The organism is Aerococcus mictus (assembly GCF_003286595.3).
GTDB lineage: Bacteria > Bacillota > Bacilli > Lactobacillales > Aerococcaceae > Aerococcus > Aerococcus mictus.
The window spans coordinates 159,317-181,237 of the sequence record NZ_CP132985.1; the positions used below are offsets into that span (position 1 = coordinate 159,317).

Consider the following 21,921-nt stretch of genomic DNA (forward strand, 5'->3'; position numbering starts at 1 on the left):
TATTCATATTCATATTTATTTTCTGGATAATATGAACTATAATTCATAAAAGTAAAATTTTATGGAGGCCATCATGACTAAAGATAATAGAGAAAAGTTAATTAAAGCGACTGACCGCTTGCTTAGAGATAGAAGTATTAGCTCGATTACGACTAAGGAGATTACAAAGGAGGCTGGAGTGTCTGTTGGTGTTTTTTACAACTATTTCACTAGCAAAGAAGATGTCTTTACCGAATTGGTCAAGAGCTTCTTCAATTATTCACTAGCAGAACTGGAAAGACTTAAAGCAGAAATTACCGGCAACAACCTCCGGTCAGAATTAAAGTTTAAAGAATTTTTGGTCAAAGGGATGGATAAGAACTGGGAAAATCGGTTCTTAAATAGCGATATCCTGATGCTGTCACGAAAGGGCCAGGCCTTTAGAGAGCTGATGTTGGCTTTTAATGAACAGATGGTTGCTATCATTGTTGCTATTTTAACCATTATTCAAGATGGTGGTCAGGATAAAGATCAAGTCACTAAGGCCAAATTAATTATGAACTTAATTCAAAACTCTTACCCTGTCTTTTCTAGTTTTGAGGATGACCAAGAACAAGAAGCTTATATGGAGAAAGTGGTCAAAATAATTTTTGATCTGAGCTTTAATGAATAGAGGACGAGATTATGGAGAATATTTTAACCGTCAAAGACCTATCGAAAACCTATAAAAATGGGCGGAAAGCCTTAGATCATCTGAATTTTCAGGTGGAAAAGGGTGAAATACTGGGGTTTTTAGGCCCCAATGGTGCTGGGAAAAGTACCACCATTAATATTTTATCCACGCTTTTAAAGTCGGATGAAGGCAAGCTGACCTACTTTGGTGATGAAGGACTGTCCTTGAAGAGAATCAAACAAAGCCTAGGTATTGTGCCGCAAGAACTGGCTATTTATGAAGATAGTTCTGCCTTTCAGAATGTTAAATTCTTTGCTTCTCTCTATGGGGTCAAGAAAGCTGAGATGAAAGACAAGGTAAACAGTGCGCTTAGAAAGGTGGGGCTTGAAGAGCGAAAGTATGATAAAGCCGCCACTTTTTCAGGTGGGATGAAGCGGCGCTTAAACATTGCCTGTGCCATTGCCCATGATCCCCAATTAATTATTTTTGATGAACCTACGGTGGGAATTGATCCTCAGTCTCGAAACCACATTCTTGACTCTATCAAGTCTTTGCGGGCTGAAGGGGCCACCATTATCTACACCACTCATTACATGGAAGAAGTCCAGCAAATTTGTGACCGGGTCATCATTATGGATGGGGGAGTGGTTTTGTTAAATGACTATTTAGATAATATCTTGGATGACTATAGTGATGCCGTTTATAAAATTAGCCTCGATCAGCCCATGTCTCAAGATTTACTGGACAAGATCCGTCAGCTCCCTCATGTGTTGACGGTTGATCAAGACAGTTATTTGCATTTGAATCTCACTATGAAGAAAACAGGCACTTCCCTAAATGCTATTTTGTCGCTTTTGTTGCAATCCCGTATTGCTATTAGCGGTATCCAAAGCAAACAGAAAACCCTAGAAGATGTCTTCTTAAGCTTAACTGGGAAGAGATTAAGAGACTAAAGGGGGATGCTTATGTTAACCATCATGAAACAAGATCTGGTGAATCTCTTTAAAAATAAGCCAATAATGACCTATCTTTTACTCTATCCGCTGCTCTTAATTACTGTGACAGGCTTTGTTTTTTCTCCGCTTTTTAGTGGTGATTTACTCACGTCCTATGACTATTATGGTGTCACCATGATGATCTACTTATCTATGGCAACGGTGATTATCTTGCCCGAGCTCTTGTTTGGCCACCAAGTCAAGTATGCCAATTATCGGATTGTCTATGCGCCCATAGCCAGGTATAAGGTTTACCTATCCAAATTAATCGTGGCTATTCTGGTTTCCTATACCATTCTAGCCAGCTATATCTTGGTTTTTAATAGGACCGGACTAGTTAACTATGGGGGACGGCATGTGGTGGATATCTTATTACTTGATTTAAGCTTGGTGATTTTTTCGATCACTTTTGGGGGAGCCTTTTGTCTCTTACTAAAAAGTGAAGATCTAGCCACAAAAATTCTAAACTTAGTGATTAACCTTTTTGCGATTTTGTCAGGTTTATTCTTTCCCATGTCTATCTTTGGCAAGCGGATTAGTCAAATAGCCAATCTGTCACCGATTGGGCAAGTGATGAATCGCTTTTTTGAGCTCATTTACGATAACAATGCTCATTCTCTTTTAACGACCATGATGACCTTATGTTTAGCGTCACTAGGATTTTTAATCATTATCCACTTAAAATATCATCCCGAAGATTTTGGAGAGTAAACATGAAATTTATCATTCTAAACAATAATTTAAAGCGACTAATTCAAGCAAAGTCTTATCTCTGGCTGTCGATTTTGATTGTTTTTGTAACGGTCGCTGCTAGTGCTTATGTTCTGACTATGGATCCCCCTAAGCCCATAATAGGAGTCGCCCCAAGTGCCAGTGACTTGTTAGCTATGGATAATGACGCTTTAGCTGTTGAAGAACTGTCAGGGGAGAAGCAGAATTATAGTCCGTTAATTACTGGTCAATATGACGCCTACATCAGTAAGGAAGCTGGTAAATATCAAGTGACAACGGTAAGAAATGCTGCTTTAGGTGAAGGCTTAAGTCAATGGCTCAATGAGAGAAAAATTCCCAATCAACCTGCACCAAGCGGCGATCATTTCAAAGTGCTGCTCAGCGTTTTAGCCATGAGCTCGATGATCCTATCCTTAATTCTTTATCGTTTTTATTTTGATGACCGTCAGGGGATTGATCAACGAATTTTTTCCAGCGGGCTTTCGACCTTTTCATACCTTTCCCAGCAAGTACTTTTTACTTTCTTGCTGTTGTTTACCATTAATGCCTTAGCGTGTGGTATCGTCTTACCTTGCTTTGACCTGGACCTATCTGGAGGCCTTTTCTTAGACTTATTTGTAGTTGAATTATTTGCGGCTAATTTTGGCATGGCCTTATCAACGCTAGTCAAGAAAAATCAAGAGGCCCTCCTAGTCGGTACTATGCTGTCTGTTTTGACCATGCTGCTTTCGGGGGCCTTATTAGCTGTAAAAGAAGACTCTTTACAAGAACAGATCCAGCCTATTTTTCCGCAATTCTATATTGCCAAATTAGGCTCAGCCTTGGACGGTCAAGTAGAAGCGTTGAGTCAATCCCTAGGGGTTCTTTTACTATATAGTTTGGCCTTCTTTGTAATCGCGCTGTTGATGCAAAAGCGTAGAATCATCGATTGATGCTAGAGCGCCGGATTTTCTCGTTTTTGGGGATTTGTTATAATAAAACGAGCAGTATTTGAGAAATATTTACGAAGGGGATTCGATGACTGGCATAGTTTTTACTGAAGAAGATAAGCGGTTAACTGTCGATATTCTTGGCTATGAATTCAAAGATCTATCTGAAAGTGATGATGTTTTTGATCGAAATTGGTTAAAAGTAGCGTTTAGCTATTCGGATTCAGTCAAGTCCTTTAAACAAGTGGATCCTTGCCTATTAAGTTTTGAACTGGGAGAAATCATTGAAAGTATCCATTCGCTGATATCGGGGAAGAAAACGGCTGTCTTGGAGAAATTTACAGAGCCCTACCTGACCCTGGCTATTACGGAAATCGATCATTCTTATACTTTCCAAATAAGCTTTGTCTATGACACTAAGGATAATGATTGGAAGGAAGTCTGCCTGTGTCAAACATTGAATTGTGAAGAGCTTAAGCAGTTGAACCTTCAACTAAAGGATTTCTTTCAGAGATATCCAGTAAGATAAGACTGTCGTAAACTCTTTTAAAAGAAAGTTCCAATATGTTTGTATGGAAGAAAGCTGATGGAGTTATGGTTAATCTGTAATAAGGAGGTTCGGTAATGTCCAAGCAAGTCCAGGCCTGCCAAGAACTTTGGGCGCAAAATAAATATCTGGTATTGAGTAAGTCGCAAAAGATCTACTTAGAAATTCGGGAGTATTTAAAAACAGAAGACCCTGAATTAGCTGTGGTGGAAGCGTACATTGATCAAGCCGAGGCCATGCCAGAAGACCGCGGTCAGGTTGTTAATGCCTACCAGCATGTCTGGGGCTACTTTAAAAATAGAGCGACCGACCAAGAGAAGGCTGATTTTATGCAGCTCTTGTCGGCATACCGAAAGGGCGAAGCTAGTCAAGACGATTTGGCTCAGGCTGTGAGAGCTTTACTGGCTATTTATCCTAATGCTTACTTGGAAAGATCTAGCTTATTAAATAAAAGATAGCGAAAGGATTTCAAATCCATTTTAGAAATTTTAAAAGCTCCTGCATGGGGGCTTTTTTAGCGCTTACATGATACTTGCAGCCTACTATTTATCAGGATATAGTGAAGATAATAGATGACTACATTGATCAGTGAAGGAGTTTTAACATGAATTCCCTACTTTTAGTGGAAGATAATCCCATGATTGGTCAAGAGATTGTCGACTTTTTGACCAAGCATGGCTTTGTTGTAGAGCTGGCGAAAAATTTTGCTGAAGGGCAAGCGGCTTCTAAGCAGGCTTATGATCTGGCTATCCTGGATTTAAATTTGCCGGATGGGAATGGTTTTGATCTTTTGAAGCTCTTTTTACAGAATCATATCAAGGTGATCATTACTACTGTGGTTGCTGATGTAGATTTTATTGCGGAGGCTCTCGATGCTGGGGCGTCGGATTATCTCACCAAACCTTTTAACCTGAATATCCTGCGGGCTCGGATTGCGGCTTGTTTGAGGGACTTTGGGCCTATGGAAGAGGACAAGGATTTAGTCCTTAAAGAAGACCAGGGTATGATTTATTACCAGGGGCAGGTGGTTGCTTTGACCGCTTTGGAATATCGTCTTTTGGCCCACTTTATCAGACACCGGGGCCAGCTTCTGACTCGGGACCAATTGCTGGAGCGCTTCTGGGATGCCCGGCAGGCCTATGTAAATGACAATACCCTGACCGCCACGATTAAGCGGATCCGCGACAAGACCTCCAAGGATCTGATTGAAACCGTCCGCGGCATCGGTTACCGGTTGAAGCTATGATTTATATTTTCTGGGTTCTAAGTATTTTAATTGTGGTTGGCTGGTTGAAAATCCGCCAGCGTCGGCGGATTCAAGAGCTGACCTACCTGATCGACCAACTCTACCAGCAAGATTATCAGATTCCCATGAAGCAGGATGATTTCTCCCAGTTGGAAGACCAGATCTATAAGTTATTTATTGAGCTCGTTGAAGAAAAGGAAAAGGTTCATCAACTTTCCCAAGATCAGAGTCAGAATATCGAAGACATTGCCCACCAGATTAAGACCCCGATTACGGGCATGCTCTTTGCCTTGGAAAATGATAAGACGGATCCGGCGACTTTCTCCCAGCAATTAAACCGGCTCAACGACTTATCCAATGCGCTCTTGAAGTTGGCCAGTTTGGATAATAACCTTGAGGGCTTCAAGTTGTCGCCAGTCCACTTGCGGGAAGTGGTGGATTACGCCTTAGACATCTTAAGTGACGAGATTGAGGACCGTGGAATTAGTGTCTCTATCGATATAGGGGAGGCGGTTATGCTCGGGCACTTTAACTGGTTGAGCGAGGCTGTTATTAATATCCTAAAGAATGCCATTAACCAGGAAGGTACGCACCGAATCTGGCTAAGGGCTCGGGAGAACCCCATTTATCTGGAATTATCTATTCAAGATGATGGGGGAGGAATTGCTGAAGGTAAGCAAAAAAAGATTTTCCAGCGTTTCTATAAGGATCCTGATTCTAAGGGCTTTGGGATTGGCCTCGCTATGGCCAAGCGCATTGTTGAGAAACACCAGGGACAAATTAGCTGCCGAAATACCGACCAAGGGGCAGAATTTATCCTGCAATTCTATAAGTGAGAGGGAAGTAATCGCGGAGGCAATTTTTTCTCTTTTTAGCCGCTTTGTCACCGACTTGTCATTTTCATCGGCTATAGTCAAACTAGGAGGAGATCTTATGGAAATACTTCGCGTTGACAATTTGACTAAGATTTATGGCGAGGGAGAGAAGCAAGTTCGGGCTGTCGATGGGGTGAATCTGTCCGTCAACCGGGGAGAGCTTATTGCCATTGTCGGGCCGAGTGGGTCGGGGAAGTCTACCCTACTCCATATGCTTGGTGGGGTGGACCGGCCTAATGAGGGGAAGATACTCATTGAAGGGGCCGATATTGCCAGCTATTCGTCTAAGGAAATGGCCTTGTTCCGGCGACGCAAGGTGGGGCTGATCTACCAGTTCTACAACCTCATCCCCAATCTGACCGTGGCACACAATATTAAACTACCCTTGAAGTTAGACGGGCGCCAGGTGGATGACGCCTTCTTTAATGACTTGGTGACTAAGCTGGGCTTATCCGATAAGTTGCAGGCCTTTCCGAGTGAGCTATCGGGAGGCCAGGAGCAGCGCGTGGCTGTGGCTCGCAGCCTGATCTACCGGCCTTCGATCATCTTAGCGGATGAACCGACCGGGAACCTGGACCGGAAGAACTCTCAGGAGATCATTGACCTCTTGAAGTACTTCAACCAGACCCTCAAGCAGACGATCCTGATCATCACCCACGATGAAAATTTGGCCCTTCAGACCCAGCGGATTATCACCATGGTCGATGGGGCTATCGTAGGAGATGAGCCCAATGAATAAGAAGAATTTACCGATTTTCATTTCACTTCTGATTGTTAGCCTCTTTTTCACGGTGATTTTTTACTATGGCTATACCAATATTTCGTCAAGTAACCGCCAGCTGAAGGCAACGAATTTCTACGATGCCCGCTTGTCAGAAGACCTGTCCCAGGAGGAGATCGCTAAACTCAACCAAGTTGAAGCCATTGAGCTAGCGGGCGGGACTTCTGCCAGAGCCCACAGTGCTAAGTACAAGGACCATCTCATTTCTATGGTGGGACAGGATGTTCAGGTCAAGCAGATGCGAGAAGAGTCTTATTTGTTGGCTGGGCGCTTTCCTGAGTCGGCGAATGAAATTGTCCTGAATGAATCTCTAGTTAAGCAGGAAGGCCTCTCCCTAGGCGATGAGCTAGTGATCGAGCTTGGAGAGCGTCAGGTGGACGGGAAGACGATCGATGCCCGGTCGACCTATACTGCTGAAGAAAGCTTTGAGACCACAGAAAGCCGCCACTATACCCTAGTTGGTGTCTACAAAGATTTCTATAATGAGAACTTAAAAATCAATTACGGTATGCCTCTGGTGGATGACGACGAAGCATTGATCCCTTTGATCAATTTCCATGACTTCAAGGCAGCCTATGCCCAGAGTGAGGCTATCCAAGACGAGATTCAAGATCTACTAGGAAAAGAAGTGGAATTGGACTTTAATGACTCCTTGGTCCGCTACTACGGCCTGGATGTCAGCCAGAGTAAAAATTTGATGACTAAGCTGGTTAATGCCCTCTCCCTCCTCTTATGTATGGGAATCTTTGTCTTCTTTATCAAAAATATTTTTTGGGTTTGGGGTCTGCAGAAGATTCGCGAGCTCTCCATGTATAAATCCATCGGATCGACGGACTTTCAAATTTATCTCTTACTGGTGAAAGGGGCACTCACAGTCTCCGTCCTGCCTGTTTTAATTGGTCATGTCCTGGGCTTCTTCCTTATTCGTTATCTCTTTGAAGTCGCCAATAGTGGCAAAGCTGAAGTGGTCTTCTTTAACCAGGTTCACTTTAACTGGATCTTGTCTTTGGTCATTATCCTGGTGGCCCTAGCGGTTGTCCTAGTCGCGGTCATCTATCCGGCGCGCAAGATCGCGAAGATCGATATTATTGAAGGGCTCAAAGGAAATTTTAGCCTGTCTAAGAAGAAGGGCAAGAAGCGAAGTTCCAAGCTTTGGAAAGAACTCCGGCTGAACAATATGGCCAGTATCAAGTCCCAACGCTACATCTCAGCTATTGGCATCCTAATTGTAGCCATCTTCTGTATCGTCTATGCCATTGCCGACTACAACCGGGACTTCTATGCCTTTGATGATGGCTATGATCTCACGGTCCACTACTACAATGACACCGGTGAATTGCCCCCTATCCTGCCCGAAATTCTTGCTGACTATGAGGGTGAGGGCTATATTTCTAAGGAAAAGAACCTAGCCATTGAACCTAACCTGGAGCTCTCCCAAACCGCCCAATCACTGGGCCTGGATGAGCAATTGGAGCAAATGATGGCTGACACCAAGCCCCAATACATCAGGGGAATTCTGGTCGCCCTCGAAGAGGACGACCTTCAGAAATTGGGTGGCAGGCCAGGGAAATTTACCCTCTACAACCAGGTCCAAGCAGATCCCAACGAGCCCCTTGCTCAGGCTGAAAAAGTGCCGTATTTTGATCAACCTGATCAATTAGACGTCAGCATTAATGAGAAGCAGCACAGCCTTCCTATTGCGCATACTATTGATGAGCTCGGCCCCTACCAGACCCGGGTCCTGCCCTTTACCGTCATGGTCTATACGGATTTTGAGACCTATCAAGAGCTGATGGAAGCGGCCCAAGACGATAAAAATTATAATTATCCCTTCGAATTGAAGCTGAAACTTCCTAAAGGACAAGCTGGCCGGGCCAAGGAAGAGATCACTAGTCGCATCGAAAATACCATTGCTTATAATGAAAGCTTCAAGGTCTTTACAGATGAGGAGATCCAGGCCGAACAGTTTACAGATATTCAAAGTTTCAAGCTGATCATCTATGGGATTGCGGCCATCATCTTCCTGATGAATATCACCAACGGCTATTCCTCTATCAACCTCAGTCTGATGAGCCGGCGTAAAGAGATTGGAACTCTCTATTCGATTGGGATGGATATCCAGGCCTTGAGAAATCACTTCAGTCGCGAATTTCTCTTCGAACAAGGGAAGTCTTTCCTCTTGTCTGCCTTGATTACCTTAGGGATTATGCTAGGGATTGCTGGTCTATTCAAGAGTGTTGATATGAAGTCCTTAATCTTATACTTCCCCTACATAGTCTTTCTGGGCTTTTCACTCTTAGTTTATGGCTTGAACTTGCTCATTTACTGGACAGGTCTCAGTGCTATTCTAAACCATGAACCGATTGATTTGATCCGGGGAATATAATAAAGATTGAATAAAAAGTAACCGACTTTTTGAGCCTGTTTTTAGGACGCGGAAAGTCGGTTTTTTTATTGAGGAGAAAGGCGCATTGAATGGGCATGATACTTTGCTGGTTTATTTTCTCGTGATAAGCTAAAAGCGTAAATTGTAACTCGTGGGAAACCCACTATTCCGTTAAGGAGGTTACTGATCATGAAATCATTGAAAGAATTAGAAGAAGCTCAACAGGCCGCCCAAGAAGTGTTGATTCATTTAGATAAGGGGATTGAATTGCTCCAATCGGCCTCCAAATGGGGGATGTGGGATTTACTGGGTGGTGACTTTCTGCCTAGTTTGATCAAGCGGCGCAGAATTCAGGCGGCAAACCAAGAAATTGAGGCTCTTGGTCAATCTTTAAGATTTTTAAACCAAGAGTTAGCGGATGTCAGTATGACCTTGCCCCAAGGAATGGCTGATGGACTAAAAGACAACTTCTTTGATACCTGGTTTGACAATGTCTTTACGGATGCACGGGTCCAGTCAGATATCAAAGACCAGCTCCAAGCCCTGCAAAGGATGCGTCGGTCGATTGTTAAACTGGAGAAAGATTTGACTGAAAAACTAGGTGAAATGACATAGAATAGTCTATTTCTTTAACTAAAATAATTCTTGCCAAAAAATGACTCAGTCACTATAATTAGATAAAAATTTATCTAATGAGGAAAAACCTAGGCAAGCAAGTTAAAGCGAGGGTGTGTGGGTGAGAGACGCCTACTTGTGCTAGGGGCTGGGCCTTAGGGTGCGCCAAGCACCGGATAGTAGCTCATTATCTTGAGCTACCGCGTCAAACGCGTTATCATGGAAGGCAAGTTTTTGGTGACTTGTTAGAGAGAGTTAGCAAGTTGCTGACTAATAGAGGTGGCACCGCAGGTTAAGCACTTGTCCTTTATTCGTATTAACGAATAGGGGGCAAGTGCTTATTTTATTTTGGAGGAAGAACGATGACAGATGATTTATTTACTTTGTACACTTTAAAAGTTGAAGTTCTGGCTACTGATCGGCCTTTTGTCTGCAGTCACCGGGAGGGAGATTATTTTATTGTGGAAGGTGAGAATTTAATTTTCTCACAGACTCGATCTTTCTCTATGTATGCCTTAGCTACCTTACTTCCTGTGTTGCCAGCCAAGCAAAGACTTTTGCAGGAGAATGATTGGATGCGTTCTGATGCTATCATTGCTTGTCCAGACCCTAATTGTGGGGCAGTTTTTAAGATAACGAGAAAAAAGCAAAAACAATTTAGCCACGCAGAAACAACAGTTGTGCCGCTAAATCAAGGAGATGATGATCAATGTTAGAAAGAATTGAATTAAGTCCAGGTTACAGTATTGCTCGTGTTCTAAATGGCTTGTGGCAATTATCACCAGGACATACCTTAAAAGGACAGCTTGACCTAGAAGAGATTAACCAAACTTTTCATCAATTAGGAGAGCTTGGTTTTACAACTTTTGACTTGGCGGATATTTATACAGGGGCTGAAGAGGCGTTAGGCCGCTACCTGAAAGAATTGAACCATCATTCTCATCTAACCGTTCATGATATCCAAATTCACGAAAAGTACGTGCCTGATATTGATGTCTTAGAGACTGTGAGTTTTGAAGATACAGAGGCGATTATCGATCGGTCTCTAAGGAAATTAGGTCGTGACTATATCGATCTCATACAATTTCACTGGTGGGACTACAGTATCGATCGCTACATTGAAGTGGCTGAACATTTGGTTAAACTACAGAAGAAGGGCAAGATTCGCTATATTGGGGTAACAAATTTCGACACCGATCACCTTAAACAATTAGTTGATGCTGGTATTCCAATCATTTCTTGTCAGTCCCAGTATTCGCTTTTTGATCGACGCCCCGAAAAGAAACTCTTATCTTATTCAATTGATCATGGTATCCAGCAATTATGTTTTGGAACCTTATCTGGAGGCTTGTTATCGGATAAATATCTCAATCAGACCAATATTGAATTAGAGACGCGATCTCAGATTAAATATCAACAAGTGATTGATCAAAGCCTGGGTCAGAGTGGCTATCAGGAACTCTTACACTTATTGGATGAGATTGCTCATAAGCACCAGGTATCTATTTCTAACGTGGCGACTCGCTATATTCTTCAGCAAAAAGGAGTAGCTGGGAGTATTATCGGCATTAGAAATCATCGACATGTCAAGGATAACTTAGCAATCTTTGACTTTACACTAGGTCGAGAATATCTTGATGTTATCCGATCTTTCTTGGACCAATATCCACGTTTGTCTGGAGATTGTTATGAACTTGAGAGAGACCCTAATTCAATATTTTCATCAATTATCCGTCGTCACGAAAATGCTAATGGTTAAGGAGGCTAAATAAATGAAAGATAAACAAACTCTAGCGTTCAGAGGAGGCTATTTAATGGCCTACTTGCCCTTGGTAATTTTCTTAGGTTTTTGTATCCTTTTCTTTGTGATTTTAAAGGCCTTTGAAATGCATGCACTAGCTATGGGAGCTATCTTAGGCTTACTGACGGGTTCAATCTTTGTTAAACCCAAACAGGCAACAGACTATTGGGAGTCTGTTTATGAAGGGGCCAGAGAAGCCGTGCCAGTAGTTATTTTACTGATGACAATTGGGATTTTTTCCCAGATGATTAAGACTGCTAATCTCTCAGCTGGCTTTGTCTATCTTGCCCAGCTTATGGGGGTAAAGGGAGGTCTTTATACAGCAATGACCTTTCTCTTTGTTTCAATCATTGCTACCGCAACAGGCTCTTCGATTGGCTCTTTCTTTACCTGTTTTCCTATTTTTTATCCAGCAGGTATCTTGTTAGGCGCCCATCCAGCTGCCTTAGCTGGCGCTATCCTTTCTGGAGGGATTTTTGGGGATAATCTAGCTCCTATTTCAGATACGACCATTATTTCCGCTGGTACCCAGCACTATCGGACTTCTAAGCAAAGTTGTGATATTGGGGGTGCAGTCCGGACCCGCTTACCCTATGCTTTAATTGCGGGTGGTGTGTCCTTTATCCTCTTTATTTTATTTGGTGGAGGTGGAATCATACAGGCTGGCTCGATAGTGCCTGGAGCTGAACACGTGCGTTCGCTCTATATGTTGATTCCGGTAATTTTAATGCTAATCATTTCGATTCGTAAGCGTAATCTTTACTTAGCTATTTTAGTAGGATTGCTTTCTGGTTGTATGGTGGGATTATTAACGGGTGTGCTTCAAGTTAGCGATATCATGACTAGCCAAGATGGCGCACTGACAGGTTTTCTTACCAAAGGCATTGAGGGGATGATGGGAACTTGTCTCTTGGTTTTATCGGTTTATGGCGTCATGGGTGTCTTGAATGCTTCAGGGGCTTTACAGCAATTGACTGATCAGATTAGACAATCTAAGCTCTGTCAGACTGTTTCAGGAACAGAATTGGCTATGATGTTAGGGATTACCCTAACAACTATTTTATTTGGTGGGGTTTCCTCAGCTTCAATGACAACTTTTGGTAAGGTACAGAATGAGCTAGGCCAAGCCTGTCAGCTCCATCCCTATCGAAGGGCCAACTTATTGGATGGTTTTGCTAATGGTTTAGGTGTAGCTGTTCCTTTCCTTTCTGTTTTTATTTTTGTAGGTTCACAATTAACACAGGGTTATGAATTCGTTGCCCCCTTATCTGTTACTCAAATTGCTCCTTATCTTTTTCACAGCTATAACCTCTTTTTAGCCTTCTTGATTTCAATCTTAACTGGTTGGGGCCGTCGCTTTGAAGGACAGCAAGGTAAGGAAATTTTAGCAGTAAACCTCAATGAAAAAGCAAAAATTCTTAGCTAAAAGCATAGAATGGCCCATTGAAGTCATACATATAAAGAAAAAAAGTCATTTTAGAAATAAAATGACTTTTTTATTGGTGAATATTAAAGAAATTTTCAAAAGTAAGTTACGTCTTTCACTCATTTCAACGTCAATAACTATACAACTTTTCTTTCATTTGTTTGCGAGAAATTATGTAGTTTACCTAAGCTTGGTACTGTCCTCTCGCTTTCGGCCAGACCGCTTTTTGACCGGGTTTTTCAACTAATTTTTTACCCCAGGTTTCTAGGACTTGGTTGACGTAGGGGAGGATATTATGACAGTATTCCACACAGCCAAGGTAATGGCCGCCTGCGTCATAGATTCCCTTAAAGGTACAGATAATCCATTCACCTGGAGAAGTGGAAGAAATAAAGAATTTTTCACTAGTTTTTTCTTTAGACTTGAGAGCAGCTAGGATATCTTTGATGGTTTCATGTTCCGCTTCGGGGTAATTAGAGTTAATATCTAGTCCGACTGAGCTGACAGTTTTAGGGTTCAACATTTCATCGACATCGTTCTTATAATTGAAATAAAGCAGGTGGTCATCCTGGTCATAGTAGGCCACTTCTACAGGGATCTGCTTTAAGAAATGGTTCAAGTGAGAAACTGTGAGGATGCCGCGGTCTAAGCAGACATAGTCTTGGCCACTGGCTGGATCTTTGACCTCGATTGCTTGTTCGAGCCAGTGGTTATCCGGATAGACTTGACTTTCTAGCCGGTGGGGGGCTTGGGAGCCCTGGGTCCAGTCGTCATACTTCTTATCGACAAAGCGGGATGAGCGACTGTCTAAGATTACCTGTGGCTTCGACTTGGGATCGGCCGCTTGGTCATCGACCATCTCTTGGCCGGTCATCTGGCAGTAGTATTCTAAAATCGGCAGGTTATCCTGTACCCATTCCATGGTGCCTTCATAGCTCCCATCAGGATTATAGAAGGCCCGATGGTTATGGGTAACGAAACGCTCGGTCTCACTCCAATTCGACCGCAAAACTACCCGGGGAACTTGGTGAGTCCGCATTTCGTAGATGAGTTTAGCAACACTTTCAGCCACTCTTTCGGGGTGGATGTTGAAGAGGGCCTCACCCACCGCTTCGGGATTGCGTTTGGCGACCATGTCTTCTTTGGGCTTATGACGGTTGTAGAAGAGGTATTGGTTATTAGCGTCGCAAGTGGTTACCTCATGGTCAATATTGGCTAAGAGCTGGTTAATTTGGTTAACGCTTAATATCCCACAGTCGAGCTTGACTGCATCACTGTCGCGAGCTGCCTGGGTTTTCTCGGCGACGACTTCTACCCAGTTATCCAGGGAACGGTCGATGTCAGTGATGGGGCTTTCCACTGGGTGTTCTACTTTCAGGTCTTCAATTTCTGTATATTTCAATGCTTGGCCTTCCTTTCATGGCTTAATAAAAGTCTAAAACAAAGTGACCTTTGGGGTGATAGAGACGGTCAGATTGGACTTGGTAGGTCTCTTTAATGGTGGTTTGGCTGAGGACATCAGCAGGCTTTCCGCCGGCGACTAATTCACCTGCTGAGAGCAGATAGGCATAATCGCAGTAGCGGAGGACCTGGTTGAGGTCGTGGAGGATCATAACCACTGTGAGACCTTCTTCCTTATTGAGTTGACTAATCAGATTCAGGAAGTGAATTTGATTGCGGATGTCCAGGTAGGTCGTTGGTTCATCGAGAAAGAGGAGGTCAGGCTCTTGGGCCAGGGCGAGGGCCAGCCAGACTAACTGCCGCTGACCGCCCGAGAGTTCCTGGAGCTGTTTATCGCGATAATCACTTAAACCGACCATGTCAAGCACGCGGTCGACAATATCTTGGTCGGCCTTTGAGGATGAGGTCAACCAAGACTGGTAGGGGCTCCTTCCCAGGCTAACAATATCCCTAACCGAAAGCAAGAGCTGGTTGCGGTGGCTTTGTTGGACTACGGCAATCTTTTTGGCCCGTTCTTTTAAGGGGATATCTTGCAAGTCTTCTCCCTCAAAAATGACCTGGCCGCTTGCTAGAGTCTTGCGCCCATTCAAGCAGTCAAAGAGGGTGGTCTTGCCTGACCCGTTAGGACCGATTAATCCGGTAACACTTCCCGCTTTAACAGTCAGTGAAATATGACTCAAGTGAAAGTCCGACTGTCTTACATATGAAAAGCTGATATCTTGGGCTGTTAATAAGATGGTCGATCACCTCCGAGTCGATTGGCGGTAAAGCAGGTAGAGGAAGAAAGGTCCTCCAATTAAGGACATGGTGGTCCCAATAGGAATTTCCAATGGAGCGATGATCGTCCGCGATAGGGTATCGGCCAGAATAAGTAAAATCGCCCCCAGGATCCCGGTAAAGGGGATCAGGCGACTATGCTTGCCACCAACCAGTAAACGGGCCACATGGGGGATAATTAAACCCACAAAGCCGATCATCCCCACAAAGGAAACCGTAATGGCAGCCAGATAAACGCCCACCAGCGCCACCATTAAGGCGATGACCTTGGGGGGGTAACCTAGGGAATGAATCAGTCCATCTTCTAATTGGAGTAAGTCCATCTTGGGATGGATGAAGAAAAGACAGAGATAAGCGGGGAGGGCATAGAGGAAGAGCAGGAGAATGTCTTGCCAACTATGGCCACTGAGATTACCGTTTAACCAGAGGATGGCCCCATGGAGGCGGTCACTATTCATGGTAACGATAACGCTTTGCAAGCCGCCTAAAACTGAGCGGATGGCTAGACCCGTCAGGACAATCCGTATCGAAGAGTAGGATGACTGAAAAGCCAAGAGACCCACCAGAAGAAAGGCTCCCACCCCGCCGACAAAGGCGAAGAGGGGCACCATGGCGGTCTGCTCCGGGAATAGGATCAAAATCACCACTGCCAGCAAGCTGGCGCCGGCGTTAATCCCTAGGATATTGCTATCGGTGATCGGATTTTTGAGGACGCTCTGGATCAGTAGACCGGAAAGTCCCAGGTTTAATCCTGCTAGGAGGGTAATGGCGATTCGGGGATAACGGATACTCCAGAGAATCTGTCCCCGCTTAGTGGCTTGGCCGGTGAAACTGGATAAGATGTCTTCCAGATTGACGGGGATACTCCCTAGCCGCATACCAATCAGGGCAAAGATAGCTAGTACCAGCAATAAAAACAGAAAGAGAAGCCAGCGACTTCTGCTTCGTTTAATCACTCTAATCTTCTCCTAAGAGGGCTTTCTTAACGGTTGCGAGGTCATCAGCTAAGCCTAAACCCCCATTGATGCTAATGTCGTTAGAGGTTAGAGAAATGATATGGTTGTTTTTACCTGCTTTGGTTTCTTGCCAGATAGGTTTTTGTAATTCTGCTTCAATTTGTTCTTGGGAAGTGTTTTCGTCAGCGGTACCCTTATTCTTTAAGTTAAAGATATTGGAGAGAGAATAGCTAATAATGTAGTCAGGGTCAGCGTCGATGATGGCTTCAGAGGAGAAGTTTACCAGACTACCATCAGTAATCACGTCGCTTCCAGCTTCCAGGGATCCGTCAGCAATATTCTTGAGGCCGAATTTTTCTAAAATAGAAGCTAGGTAGCTGTCGTCAGAGGCTACCGAACTGCCTTCTTCGGAGTTAAAGATAATGACGAAGGTTTTTCCGTTCAAGTCTTCGGTGCCTTTTAAGACTTCTTCTTCTTTAGCATTGATGTCATCTACAATACTTTGGGCCTTGTCTTGGCGGCCGGCTAATTTACCAATGTCTAAGAGGGTCTGTTTGACGTCATCATAGCGGGTATAGTCAAAGTAAACCGGTTCAACCCCAGTCCCCTCCACTTGTTGGCGGGTCATGCCTTCCAGTTTCTTGTTATTCAAGTAATAGTCCGCCTCGGTTGCAGCCAAGGTTTCTAAGTCAATTTTAGGCCCGCTACCGACTTTAGGAAGGTCACGGTAGGCTTCAGGTAATTGTTCAGGGGCGTGGGAGGTGACCCCAACCAGGGGAATATCTAAGGCATTGGTCATTTCCGCTAAGGAGAGGGTCCCAGCTACTAGGGCAGGTTGTTCTTCGCTCCAGTCAGCTTTTTCGGCTGACTCTTCATTTTCTTTAGGAGCCTCTGCTTGGGAGTCTTGGCTAGCGACTTCTTCGCTTTGCTCAGAGGAAGTGGCTTGGTCGTCATTACCATTGCCGCCGTTTGAACAAGCGGCTAAAAGCGCCAAGGATGTAAGAGCAGTTAACGTTATCTGTAATTTCTTTCTCATATGACAATCTCCTATCTCAAAAATTTATCATTTATATAGAATTTTATCATGAAGTATACATACAATGTAAGCCCTATCAAAAGTTGAGCGATATAAAAGCCCCATATTGTTCGCTATTTAACAAACTTGCTTGCTTTGAGTTGCATACTATGATTCTTTTTGAAAAAAGAGGTTAAATTGGGAAAAAGATGTGTCGCTTATATTTGACAAGTCAATTATTTGTGACTATACTGATAGTGAAAGATGAAATATGACTGATTGAATAGGGAGATTATCAAAAATGGAAATTACCACTACGAAACTTATTACAATTATTGTCATCCTAGTATTATTAGCTGCCCTTACGGTTTACGTGATCCGTAAAGCTAAAAAGCCTACTTCATCCCATGATCATAAGGCTAACCGCAAGGAGAAAGAAGTCGATGACCATATTGGCGTGGGTATCGCCCTGGGATTAGGCGTAGGGGCTTGCTTTGGGGCGCTTTTCGATAATATGCCTCTAGGGATTGGCATTGGCTTATGTATTGGTACCGCTATTGGGGTGAATTATTAAGCTTTCAGTTTTTAGCTTGGTATGAGCTCCTCCACTACTTAGATTTCAGCTCGATAGAGAAAGCAATCCTTCTCGTGGGAATAAATGATTCCGCAGGCTTGGAGATAAGAGTAGATAATGGTGGGACCGACAAAGGCCATCCCCCTCTTTTTGAGGTCTTTAGCAATAGCATCTGATAAAGGACTAGTAGTTCTTCCTAACTCCACGCGTCGTTGGTCTTGGGTAAAACAGCATAAATAGGCATAAAAGGAGCCGTATTCTTCCTGAATCCTTCGAAAGACTCGGGCATTTTGAATACTGGCCCTAATTTTGGCTTGGTGGCGGATGATTTTCTCATTAGCTAGTAATTCTTGCACTTTGTCCTCACCATATTGGGCCAACTTACTGACATCGAAGTGGTCATAGGCCTGGCGGAAGGCTGATCTCTTGTTTAAAATGGTTTCCCAGGAAAGTCCGGCTTGAAAGGATTCTAAAATCAACATTTCAAAAAGATAATCATCCTGGAAGTTAGCCACACCCCATTCCTGGTCATGGTAATTGATGTATAAGGGATTAGCTAAATTGCACCAATGGCAGCGTTGCATCACTTATGACCTCCTTTGGGCCAGGTAAATTGACGCATATCCTGGCCTTCTAACTTGAGCAGTTGGTATTTATTCTCTAAGCCACCAGCATAGCCGGTGAGTTTCTTATCCTTGCCCACTACCCGGTGACAGGGAATGATCAGGCAAATTGGGTTCCAACCGACCGCCCCACCCACCGCTTGGGCCGACATGCTTGCGATGTGACGCTTTCTAGCAATCTTATCCGCAATTTCCTGGTAGGTCATGACTTGGCCGTAGGGAATTCTTAGCATGATCTCCGCTACCTCTTGGCGGAAAGGCGTAGGGTCTTGGAGCCGAAATTTAGGGATAAATTGAGGATTTTCTCCAGAAAAATAAGCATCTAACCAGACGATACTTTCTTGGAAAGGTCGGCTGGTTTTTTTAGCGTTTTCTTGATTAAGTCTGCTAGCATCCTTTGACCCCGCAAAATAAAGCCCCGTCAAGGCTTGACCATCACTTCTTAGGATAATATCATCGAAGACTTTGGGGGTGGAATAAGTCCAGGTAAAAAGCAAAGTGTGCCCCTCCTTTTTGTGGAAAAACGGTTATCAATCGATCAGTCTTATTGTAACATGTTGCTTTTGGGGAGCCGTGTCCTGTCAAATAATGATTGCTCTTTTATCCTTGACAAGATCTATTTATATTCGTTTTTTGTTATAATAGAAGTAGAAAGATAAGTAAAGTTTAACTAGAAAAAGCAGGAGTGAATCTTATGAAAAACGGTTTATTTATTCGCTTAGTCGCTTATTTTATTAGTAGCTTTTTTACCTTTGTCGTTTATTTCTTATTGACGGATTATTTTGGGATTGAACTCACTCAATTTCCTGGTATTTTATTTGGGCTCTACTTAGCCCTGGCTTGGTTCCTCTTTCCGAAAGTCGTACTAACCCTCCCATACGATTCCGAGGCGGGTTATATGGTTACCAGTAAGATTCTCTATCCAATCTATTTCTTAATTAGTCCAATTTTATTCTTATATTGGCACTTTAAACGGGTGCTTTAAGGGTGTTGGAAAAAAGGTATGCTCCATTCACTAATAAAGACAATAAAATTCGCCTAGTTCTTACCACTGGGCGGATTTTTTCAAATTCATTTCAATAATCAAAAGGGGCTGAGCCGGGGAAGACTACTTTGTCCAACAGACATGGTAGAATACTTTGGAGAGAGTCCTTCAGAAAAAATGGAAAGGGATGGGAGTACATGGAAGGCGCCTTTACTGTGAATTTTACCCGGATTGAAAGGATTCCTCTGGTGGAGATCTATTCACAAGAACAAGAATCTAAAGATATTGTGATTGGCTATCACGGGTATAAATTGAATAAGGAAGCTTTGATTAAACAAGGATTGATCTACGCTGCCAGCGGTTTCCATGTCTTCCTGCCCGATGCGCCCCTCCACGGTGACCGCCAAATTGATCCCTTCCCCGAGACTTCTATTAAGATTATGCCCGGAATTATCGTGCAGAGTTTTACCGAGTTTCCCCGTTTACTGGCTGCGATTCAAGAGCGTCAGGCGGTTGACCGGGTCTTTGTCTATGGGGCCTCTATGGGTGGCATTATGGCTGCCATGATCGGGACGGCATACGCGGAGCGATTAAGTGGGTTAGCTATTCACATTGCTGGGATTAATTTAGAGGACCAGATGAAAAGAATTTACGGTGACCGCTATCCTGAGGAGTTGGATTCAGAAGCTTTGGAAATTATCCTAGCAAACAGTCCGACCGCTCATCCGGACCAATTTTTAAGCCGGCCGGTCTATATCTTTAATGGCGGTTCTGATGATGCTGAAATCTTGGCATTCAACCAGCGCGATATTCAAGAGTTAAAGGCTGATTTTCCCCAAGCCCGCTTGGAATGGACGGTTTTAGATGAAGTCGGCCACCGGGTACCGAGTCAAATCAGCAGGCAAACGGCAGCATTCTTTCAGTCTAGTTTCTAAATGAGATGACTCAAATTCAAAAAAAGAAGCACAGTTCCTTGATTAAAGGAGAGCTGTGCTTCTTTTGCTTTTATTCAATATCCAAATCGATGCGGTCGTTCATGGTTTCGCTAACATATTTGCCGTCTTTCTTACGCTGCTTGACACATTCGGTAAGCAGGTATTCGATTTGCCCGTTAAGGGAGCGAAAGTCATCCTCGGCCCAGGCAGCTAATTGCTCATAGAGCTTTTGCGAAATGCGGAGCGGGACTTGTTTCTTAGCCATTAGTAAAGACTTCCTGAGTTCACGATGGGGGAGACTTCGCTATTGCCACAGAGCACGACTAAGAGGTTGGAAACCATGGCTGCCTTGCGTTCCTCATCTAAGTCGACGACTTGCTTGTCTTCAAGCTTGTCCAGAGCCATCTCTACCATGCCAACCGCGCCATCAACGATCATAGCCCGGGCATCAATGAGGGCAGAAGCTTGTTGTCGTTGTAGCATGGCTGCGGCGATTTCAGGCGCATAGGAGAGATGGGTGATGCGGGCTTCGACAATTTCCAACCCGGCAAAGTCCACCCGATTTTGGATTTCTTCCTTAATTCTAAGGGCAACAATTTCACTCGACCCACGCAGGGACCCGTCATCGGGTTCACCATCCCCGGTGGTATCAATTTCAAATTGTGGATTCACATCATATGGATATTGGCGAATAATGTTACGGAGGGCAGAATCGGTTTGTAAGGACAGGTATTCTTTATAATTGTCAACATTGAAAACGGCCTTAGCGGTGTCACTCACCCGCCAAATGACAGCAATGCCAATTTCAACCGGGTTCCCCAAGTAGTCATTAATTTTTTGCTTACTGTTATTTAAGGTCATGGCTTTGAGGGAGATTTTCTTGCTAGGGCCAAGCGAAATTTCCATTCCATTTTGATCTTTGGCCGACTTCTTTTCGGCTTTTCGGACGTCTCCACTTTGACCGAGATAGGTGCCGGCCGCGGGATTGATGGCTTGGCAGAAGGGGTTAACAAAGTAAAAACCTTCGCCCTTAAGGGTACCAATATATCTACCAAAAAGGGTCAAAACTAATGATTCCTGTGGGCTTAACACTTTAAGTCCAAAGAGAATTAACCAGGCTAAGGCCAGGTAGGCGATCGCTAGTAGGTTAACTAGGGGATGTACTTGGAGGATCAGGAGGATGGCAGCGAGGACAAGACCGATAATATAAGTGATCAGTACGGTCATCCCGTTTTTCTTACCGGTTAAAACAGTTTCCGTAATTCCAGTGTCTAGTTTCTTATCTGTATTAGCCATGGGAGTCTTCCTTTCTAATAAGACCAGTGACGATTAGCCCCTGATAGGTAAATGACCAGGTTGACCGGCTGAGAAAGAATGGCCATTGCTATCCTAGGGCTAAAAAACTTTTTATCTTTCAACTCAGCTTCTAAGTGTCTATCTATTTGATATCTTTATGATATCACTTTGAAACGGGACAGGCAAGAAAAGAACGATTAAATCCAAAAAATACCGTCAAAAAGATTTGTGAGTTAATTTAAAAGTTGTTTTAGGGCTAGTTTTTAGGGATAAATTAGTATATGATGGTAAAAATTTAGCTTTACTAGTAATTG

The 21,921-nt window shown here is 43.6% G+C and carries 25 protein-coding genes; 17 read left to right on the plus strand and 8 right to left on the minus strand.

Annotated features, from left to right (window positions below; all coding sequences use genetic code 11):
* Nucleotides 1-73: 73 nt before the first annotated feature.
* The 14 genes from DBT49_RS00710 (at nt 74) to DBT49_RS00775 (ending at nt 12,985) form a co-directional block, all read left to right on the plus strand.
* Complete coding sequence (locus tag DBT49_RS00710) at nt 74-652, plus strand: TetR/AcrR family transcriptional regulator (RefSeq protein ID WP_070559632.1); 579 nt, start codon at nt 74-76, stop codon at nt 650-652.
* A gap of 11 nt (nt 653-663) precedes the next feature.
* Complete coding sequence (locus DBT49_RS00715) at nt 664-1,605, plus strand: ABC transporter ATP-binding protein (RefSeq protein WP_111846160.1); 942 nt, start codon at nt 664-666, stop codon at nt 1,603-1,605.
* 12 nt (nt 1,606-1,617) lie between these two features.
* The gene (locus DBT49_RS00720) at nt 1,618-2,358 is read left to right on the plus strand and encodes an ABC transporter permease (RefSeq protein ID WP_070559630.1); all 741 of its coding nucleotides are present in this window, start codon (nt 1,618-1,620) and stop codon (nt 2,356-2,358) included.
* 2 nt (nt 2,359-2,360) lie between these two features.
* Nucleotides 2,361-3,311 (plus strand): ABC transporter permease, encoded by a 951-nt coding sequence (locus tag DBT49_RS00725; protein ID WP_070559629.1) that lies wholly within the window; start codon nt 2,361-2,363, stop codon nt 3,309-3,311.
* Nucleotides 3,312-3,396: 85 nt separating this feature from the next.
* On the plus strand, nt 3,397-3,837 hold the full coding sequence (locus DBT49_RS00730) for a WapI family immunity protein (RefSeq protein WP_070559628.1): 441 nt from the start codon (nt 3,397-3,399) through the stop codon (nt 3,835-3,837).
* Nucleotides 3,838-3,932: 95 nt separating this feature from the next.
* Nucleotides 3,933-4,313 carry a YbgA family protein gene (locus DBT49_RS00735; protein WP_070559627.1) on the plus strand — a complete coding sequence of 127 codons (381 nt, stop codon included), beginning with the start codon at nt 3,933-3,935 and terminating at the stop codon, nt 4,311-4,313.
* Between the two features lie 146 nt (nt 4,314-4,459).
* Nucleotides 4,460-5,101: a response regulator transcription factor gene (locus tag DBT49_RS00740; RefSeq protein WP_070559626.1), complete on the plus strand. Its 642-nt coding sequence runs from the start codon at nt 4,460-4,462 to the stop codon at nt 5,099-5,101.
* Nucleotides 5,098-5,937, plus strand: coding sequence for a sensor histidine kinase (locus DBT49_RS00745; protein WP_070559625.1), 840 nt, complete (start codon nt 5,098-5,100; stop codon nt 5,935-5,937). Before DBT49_RS00740 ends, DBT49_RS00745 begins: the two co-directional genes overlap by 4 nt.
* Before the next feature lie 97 nt (nt 5,938-6,034).
* Entirely contained in the window at nt 6,035-6,715 is a 681-nt protein-coding gene (locus DBT49_RS00750; protein ID WP_070559624.1) for an ABC transporter ATP-binding protein, read from the plus strand.
* Entirely contained in the window at nt 6,708-9,143 is a 2,436-nt protein-coding gene (locus tag DBT49_RS00755; protein ID WP_070559623.1) for an ABC transporter permease, read from the plus strand. Before DBT49_RS00750 ends, DBT49_RS00755 begins: the two co-directional genes overlap by 8 nt.
* A gap of 189 nt (nt 9,144-9,332) precedes the next feature.
* Nucleotides 9,333-9,758, plus strand: a complete 426-nt coding sequence (locus DBT49_RS00760) for a hypothetical protein (RefSeq protein WP_070559622.1) — start codon at nt 9,333-9,335, stop codon at nt 9,756-9,758.
* A 362-nt stretch (nt 9,759-10,120) separates the two neighbouring features.
* Nucleotides 10,121-10,474, plus strand: coding sequence for a TIGR04076 family protein (locus DBT49_RS00765; protein WP_070559621.1), 354 nt, complete (start codon nt 10,121-10,123; stop codon nt 10,472-10,474).
* Entirely contained in the window at nt 10,468-11,517 is a 1,050-nt protein-coding gene (locus DBT49_RS00770; RefSeq protein ID WP_070559620.1) for an aldo/keto reductase, read from the plus strand. The genes DBT49_RS00765 and DBT49_RS00770 overlap by 7 nt, the downstream gene beginning before the upstream one ends.
* A gap of 13 nt (nt 11,518-11,530) precedes the next feature.
* The gene (locus DBT49_RS00775) at nt 11,531-12,985 is read left to right on the plus strand and encodes a Na+/H+ antiporter NhaC family protein (protein WP_070559619.1); all 1,455 of its coding nucleotides are present in this window, start codon (nt 11,531-11,533) and stop codon (nt 12,983-12,985) included.
* Nucleotides 12,986-13,169: 184 nt separating this feature from the next.
* On the opposite strand, the gene DBT49_RS00780 is transcribed toward DBT49_RS00775, so the two are convergent.
* The 4 genes from DBT49_RS00780 to DBT49_RS00795 all read right to left on the minus strand — a co-directional run bounded on the left by DBT49_RS00780 (nt 13,170) and on the right by DBT49_RS00795 (nt 17,215).
* Nucleotides 13,170-14,387 (minus strand): PAS domain-containing protein, encoded by a 1,218-nt coding sequence (locus DBT49_RS00780; protein WP_070559618.1) that lies wholly within the window; start codon nt 14,385-14,387, stop codon nt 13,170-13,172.
* A gap of 22 nt (nt 14,388-14,409) precedes the next feature.
* Entirely contained in the window at nt 14,410-15,126 is a 717-nt protein-coding gene (locus DBT49_RS00785; RefSeq protein WP_168163198.1) for an ABC transporter ATP-binding protein, read from the minus strand.
* A 63-nt stretch (nt 15,127-15,189) separates the two neighbouring features.
* Nucleotides 15,190-16,179, minus strand: a complete 990-nt coding sequence (locus tag DBT49_RS00790) for a FecCD family ABC transporter permease (protein ID WP_083300486.1) — start codon at nt 16,177-16,179, stop codon at nt 15,190-15,192.
* Between the two features lies 1 nt (nt 16,180).
* Nucleotides 16,181-17,215, minus strand: coding sequence for an ABC transporter substrate-binding protein (locus DBT49_RS00795; RefSeq protein WP_070559616.1), 1,035 nt, complete (start codon nt 17,213-17,215; stop codon nt 16,181-16,183).
* Between the two features lie 280 nt (nt 17,216-17,495).
* Between DBT49_RS00795 and DBT49_RS00800 the strand changes: the two genes are divergently transcribed.
* Nucleotides 17,496-17,768 (plus strand): hypothetical protein, encoded by a 273-nt coding sequence (locus DBT49_RS00800; protein ID WP_101560491.1) that lies wholly within the window; start codon nt 17,496-17,498, stop codon nt 17,766-17,768.
* 38 nt (nt 17,769-17,806) lie between these two features.
* Here DBT49_RS00800 and DBT49_RS00805 read toward each other — a convergent pair whose 3' ends face one another.
* Together DBT49_RS00805 and DBT49_RS00810 are read right to left on the minus strand one after the other, a co-directional pair.
* Nucleotides 17,807-18,352, minus strand: a complete 546-nt coding sequence (locus DBT49_RS00805; RefSeq protein ID WP_111872407.1) for a DNA-3-methyladenine glycosylase I — start codon at nt 18,350-18,352, stop codon at nt 17,807-17,809.
* A complete protein-coding gene (locus DBT49_RS00810; RefSeq protein WP_070559614.1) occupies nt 18,352-18,888 on the minus strand; it encodes a methylated-DNA--[protein]-cysteine S-methyltransferase in 537 nt (178 codons plus the stop codon). The genes DBT49_RS00805 and DBT49_RS00810 overlap by 1 nt, the downstream gene beginning before the upstream one ends.
* A gap of 197 nt (nt 18,889-19,085) precedes the next feature.
* Between DBT49_RS00810 and DBT49_RS00815 the strand changes: the two genes are divergently transcribed.
* Both DBT49_RS00815 and DBT49_RS00820 read left to right on the plus strand, forming a co-directional pair.
* Nucleotides 19,086-19,376 carry a hypothetical protein gene (locus DBT49_RS00815; RefSeq protein WP_070559613.1) on the plus strand — a complete coding sequence of 97 codons (291 nt, stop codon included), beginning with the start codon at nt 19,086-19,088 and terminating at the stop codon, nt 19,374-19,376.
* Between the two features lie 197 nt (nt 19,377-19,573).
* Nucleotides 19,574-20,311 carry an alpha/beta fold hydrolase gene (locus tag DBT49_RS00820; protein ID WP_070559612.1) on the plus strand — a complete coding sequence of 246 codons (738 nt, stop codon included), beginning with the start codon at nt 19,574-19,576 and terminating at the stop codon, nt 20,309-20,311.
* Nucleotides 20,312-20,381: 70 nt separating this feature from the next.
* Here the strand turns inward: DBT49_RS00820 and DBT49_RS00825 are convergent, their stop codons facing one another.
* A complete protein-coding gene (locus tag DBT49_RS00825) occupies nt 20,382-20,576 on the minus strand; it encodes a PTS ascorbate transporter subunit IIC (RefSeq protein ID WP_060777595.1) in 195 nt (64 codons plus the stop codon).
* Entirely contained in the window at nt 20,576-21,574 is a 999-nt protein-coding gene (locus DBT49_RS00830; RefSeq protein ID WP_198434526.1) for an SPFH domain-containing protein, read from the minus strand. Before DBT49_RS00830 ends, DBT49_RS00825 begins: the two co-directional genes overlap by 1 nt.
* Nucleotides 21,575-21,921 lie beyond the last annotated feature (347 nt).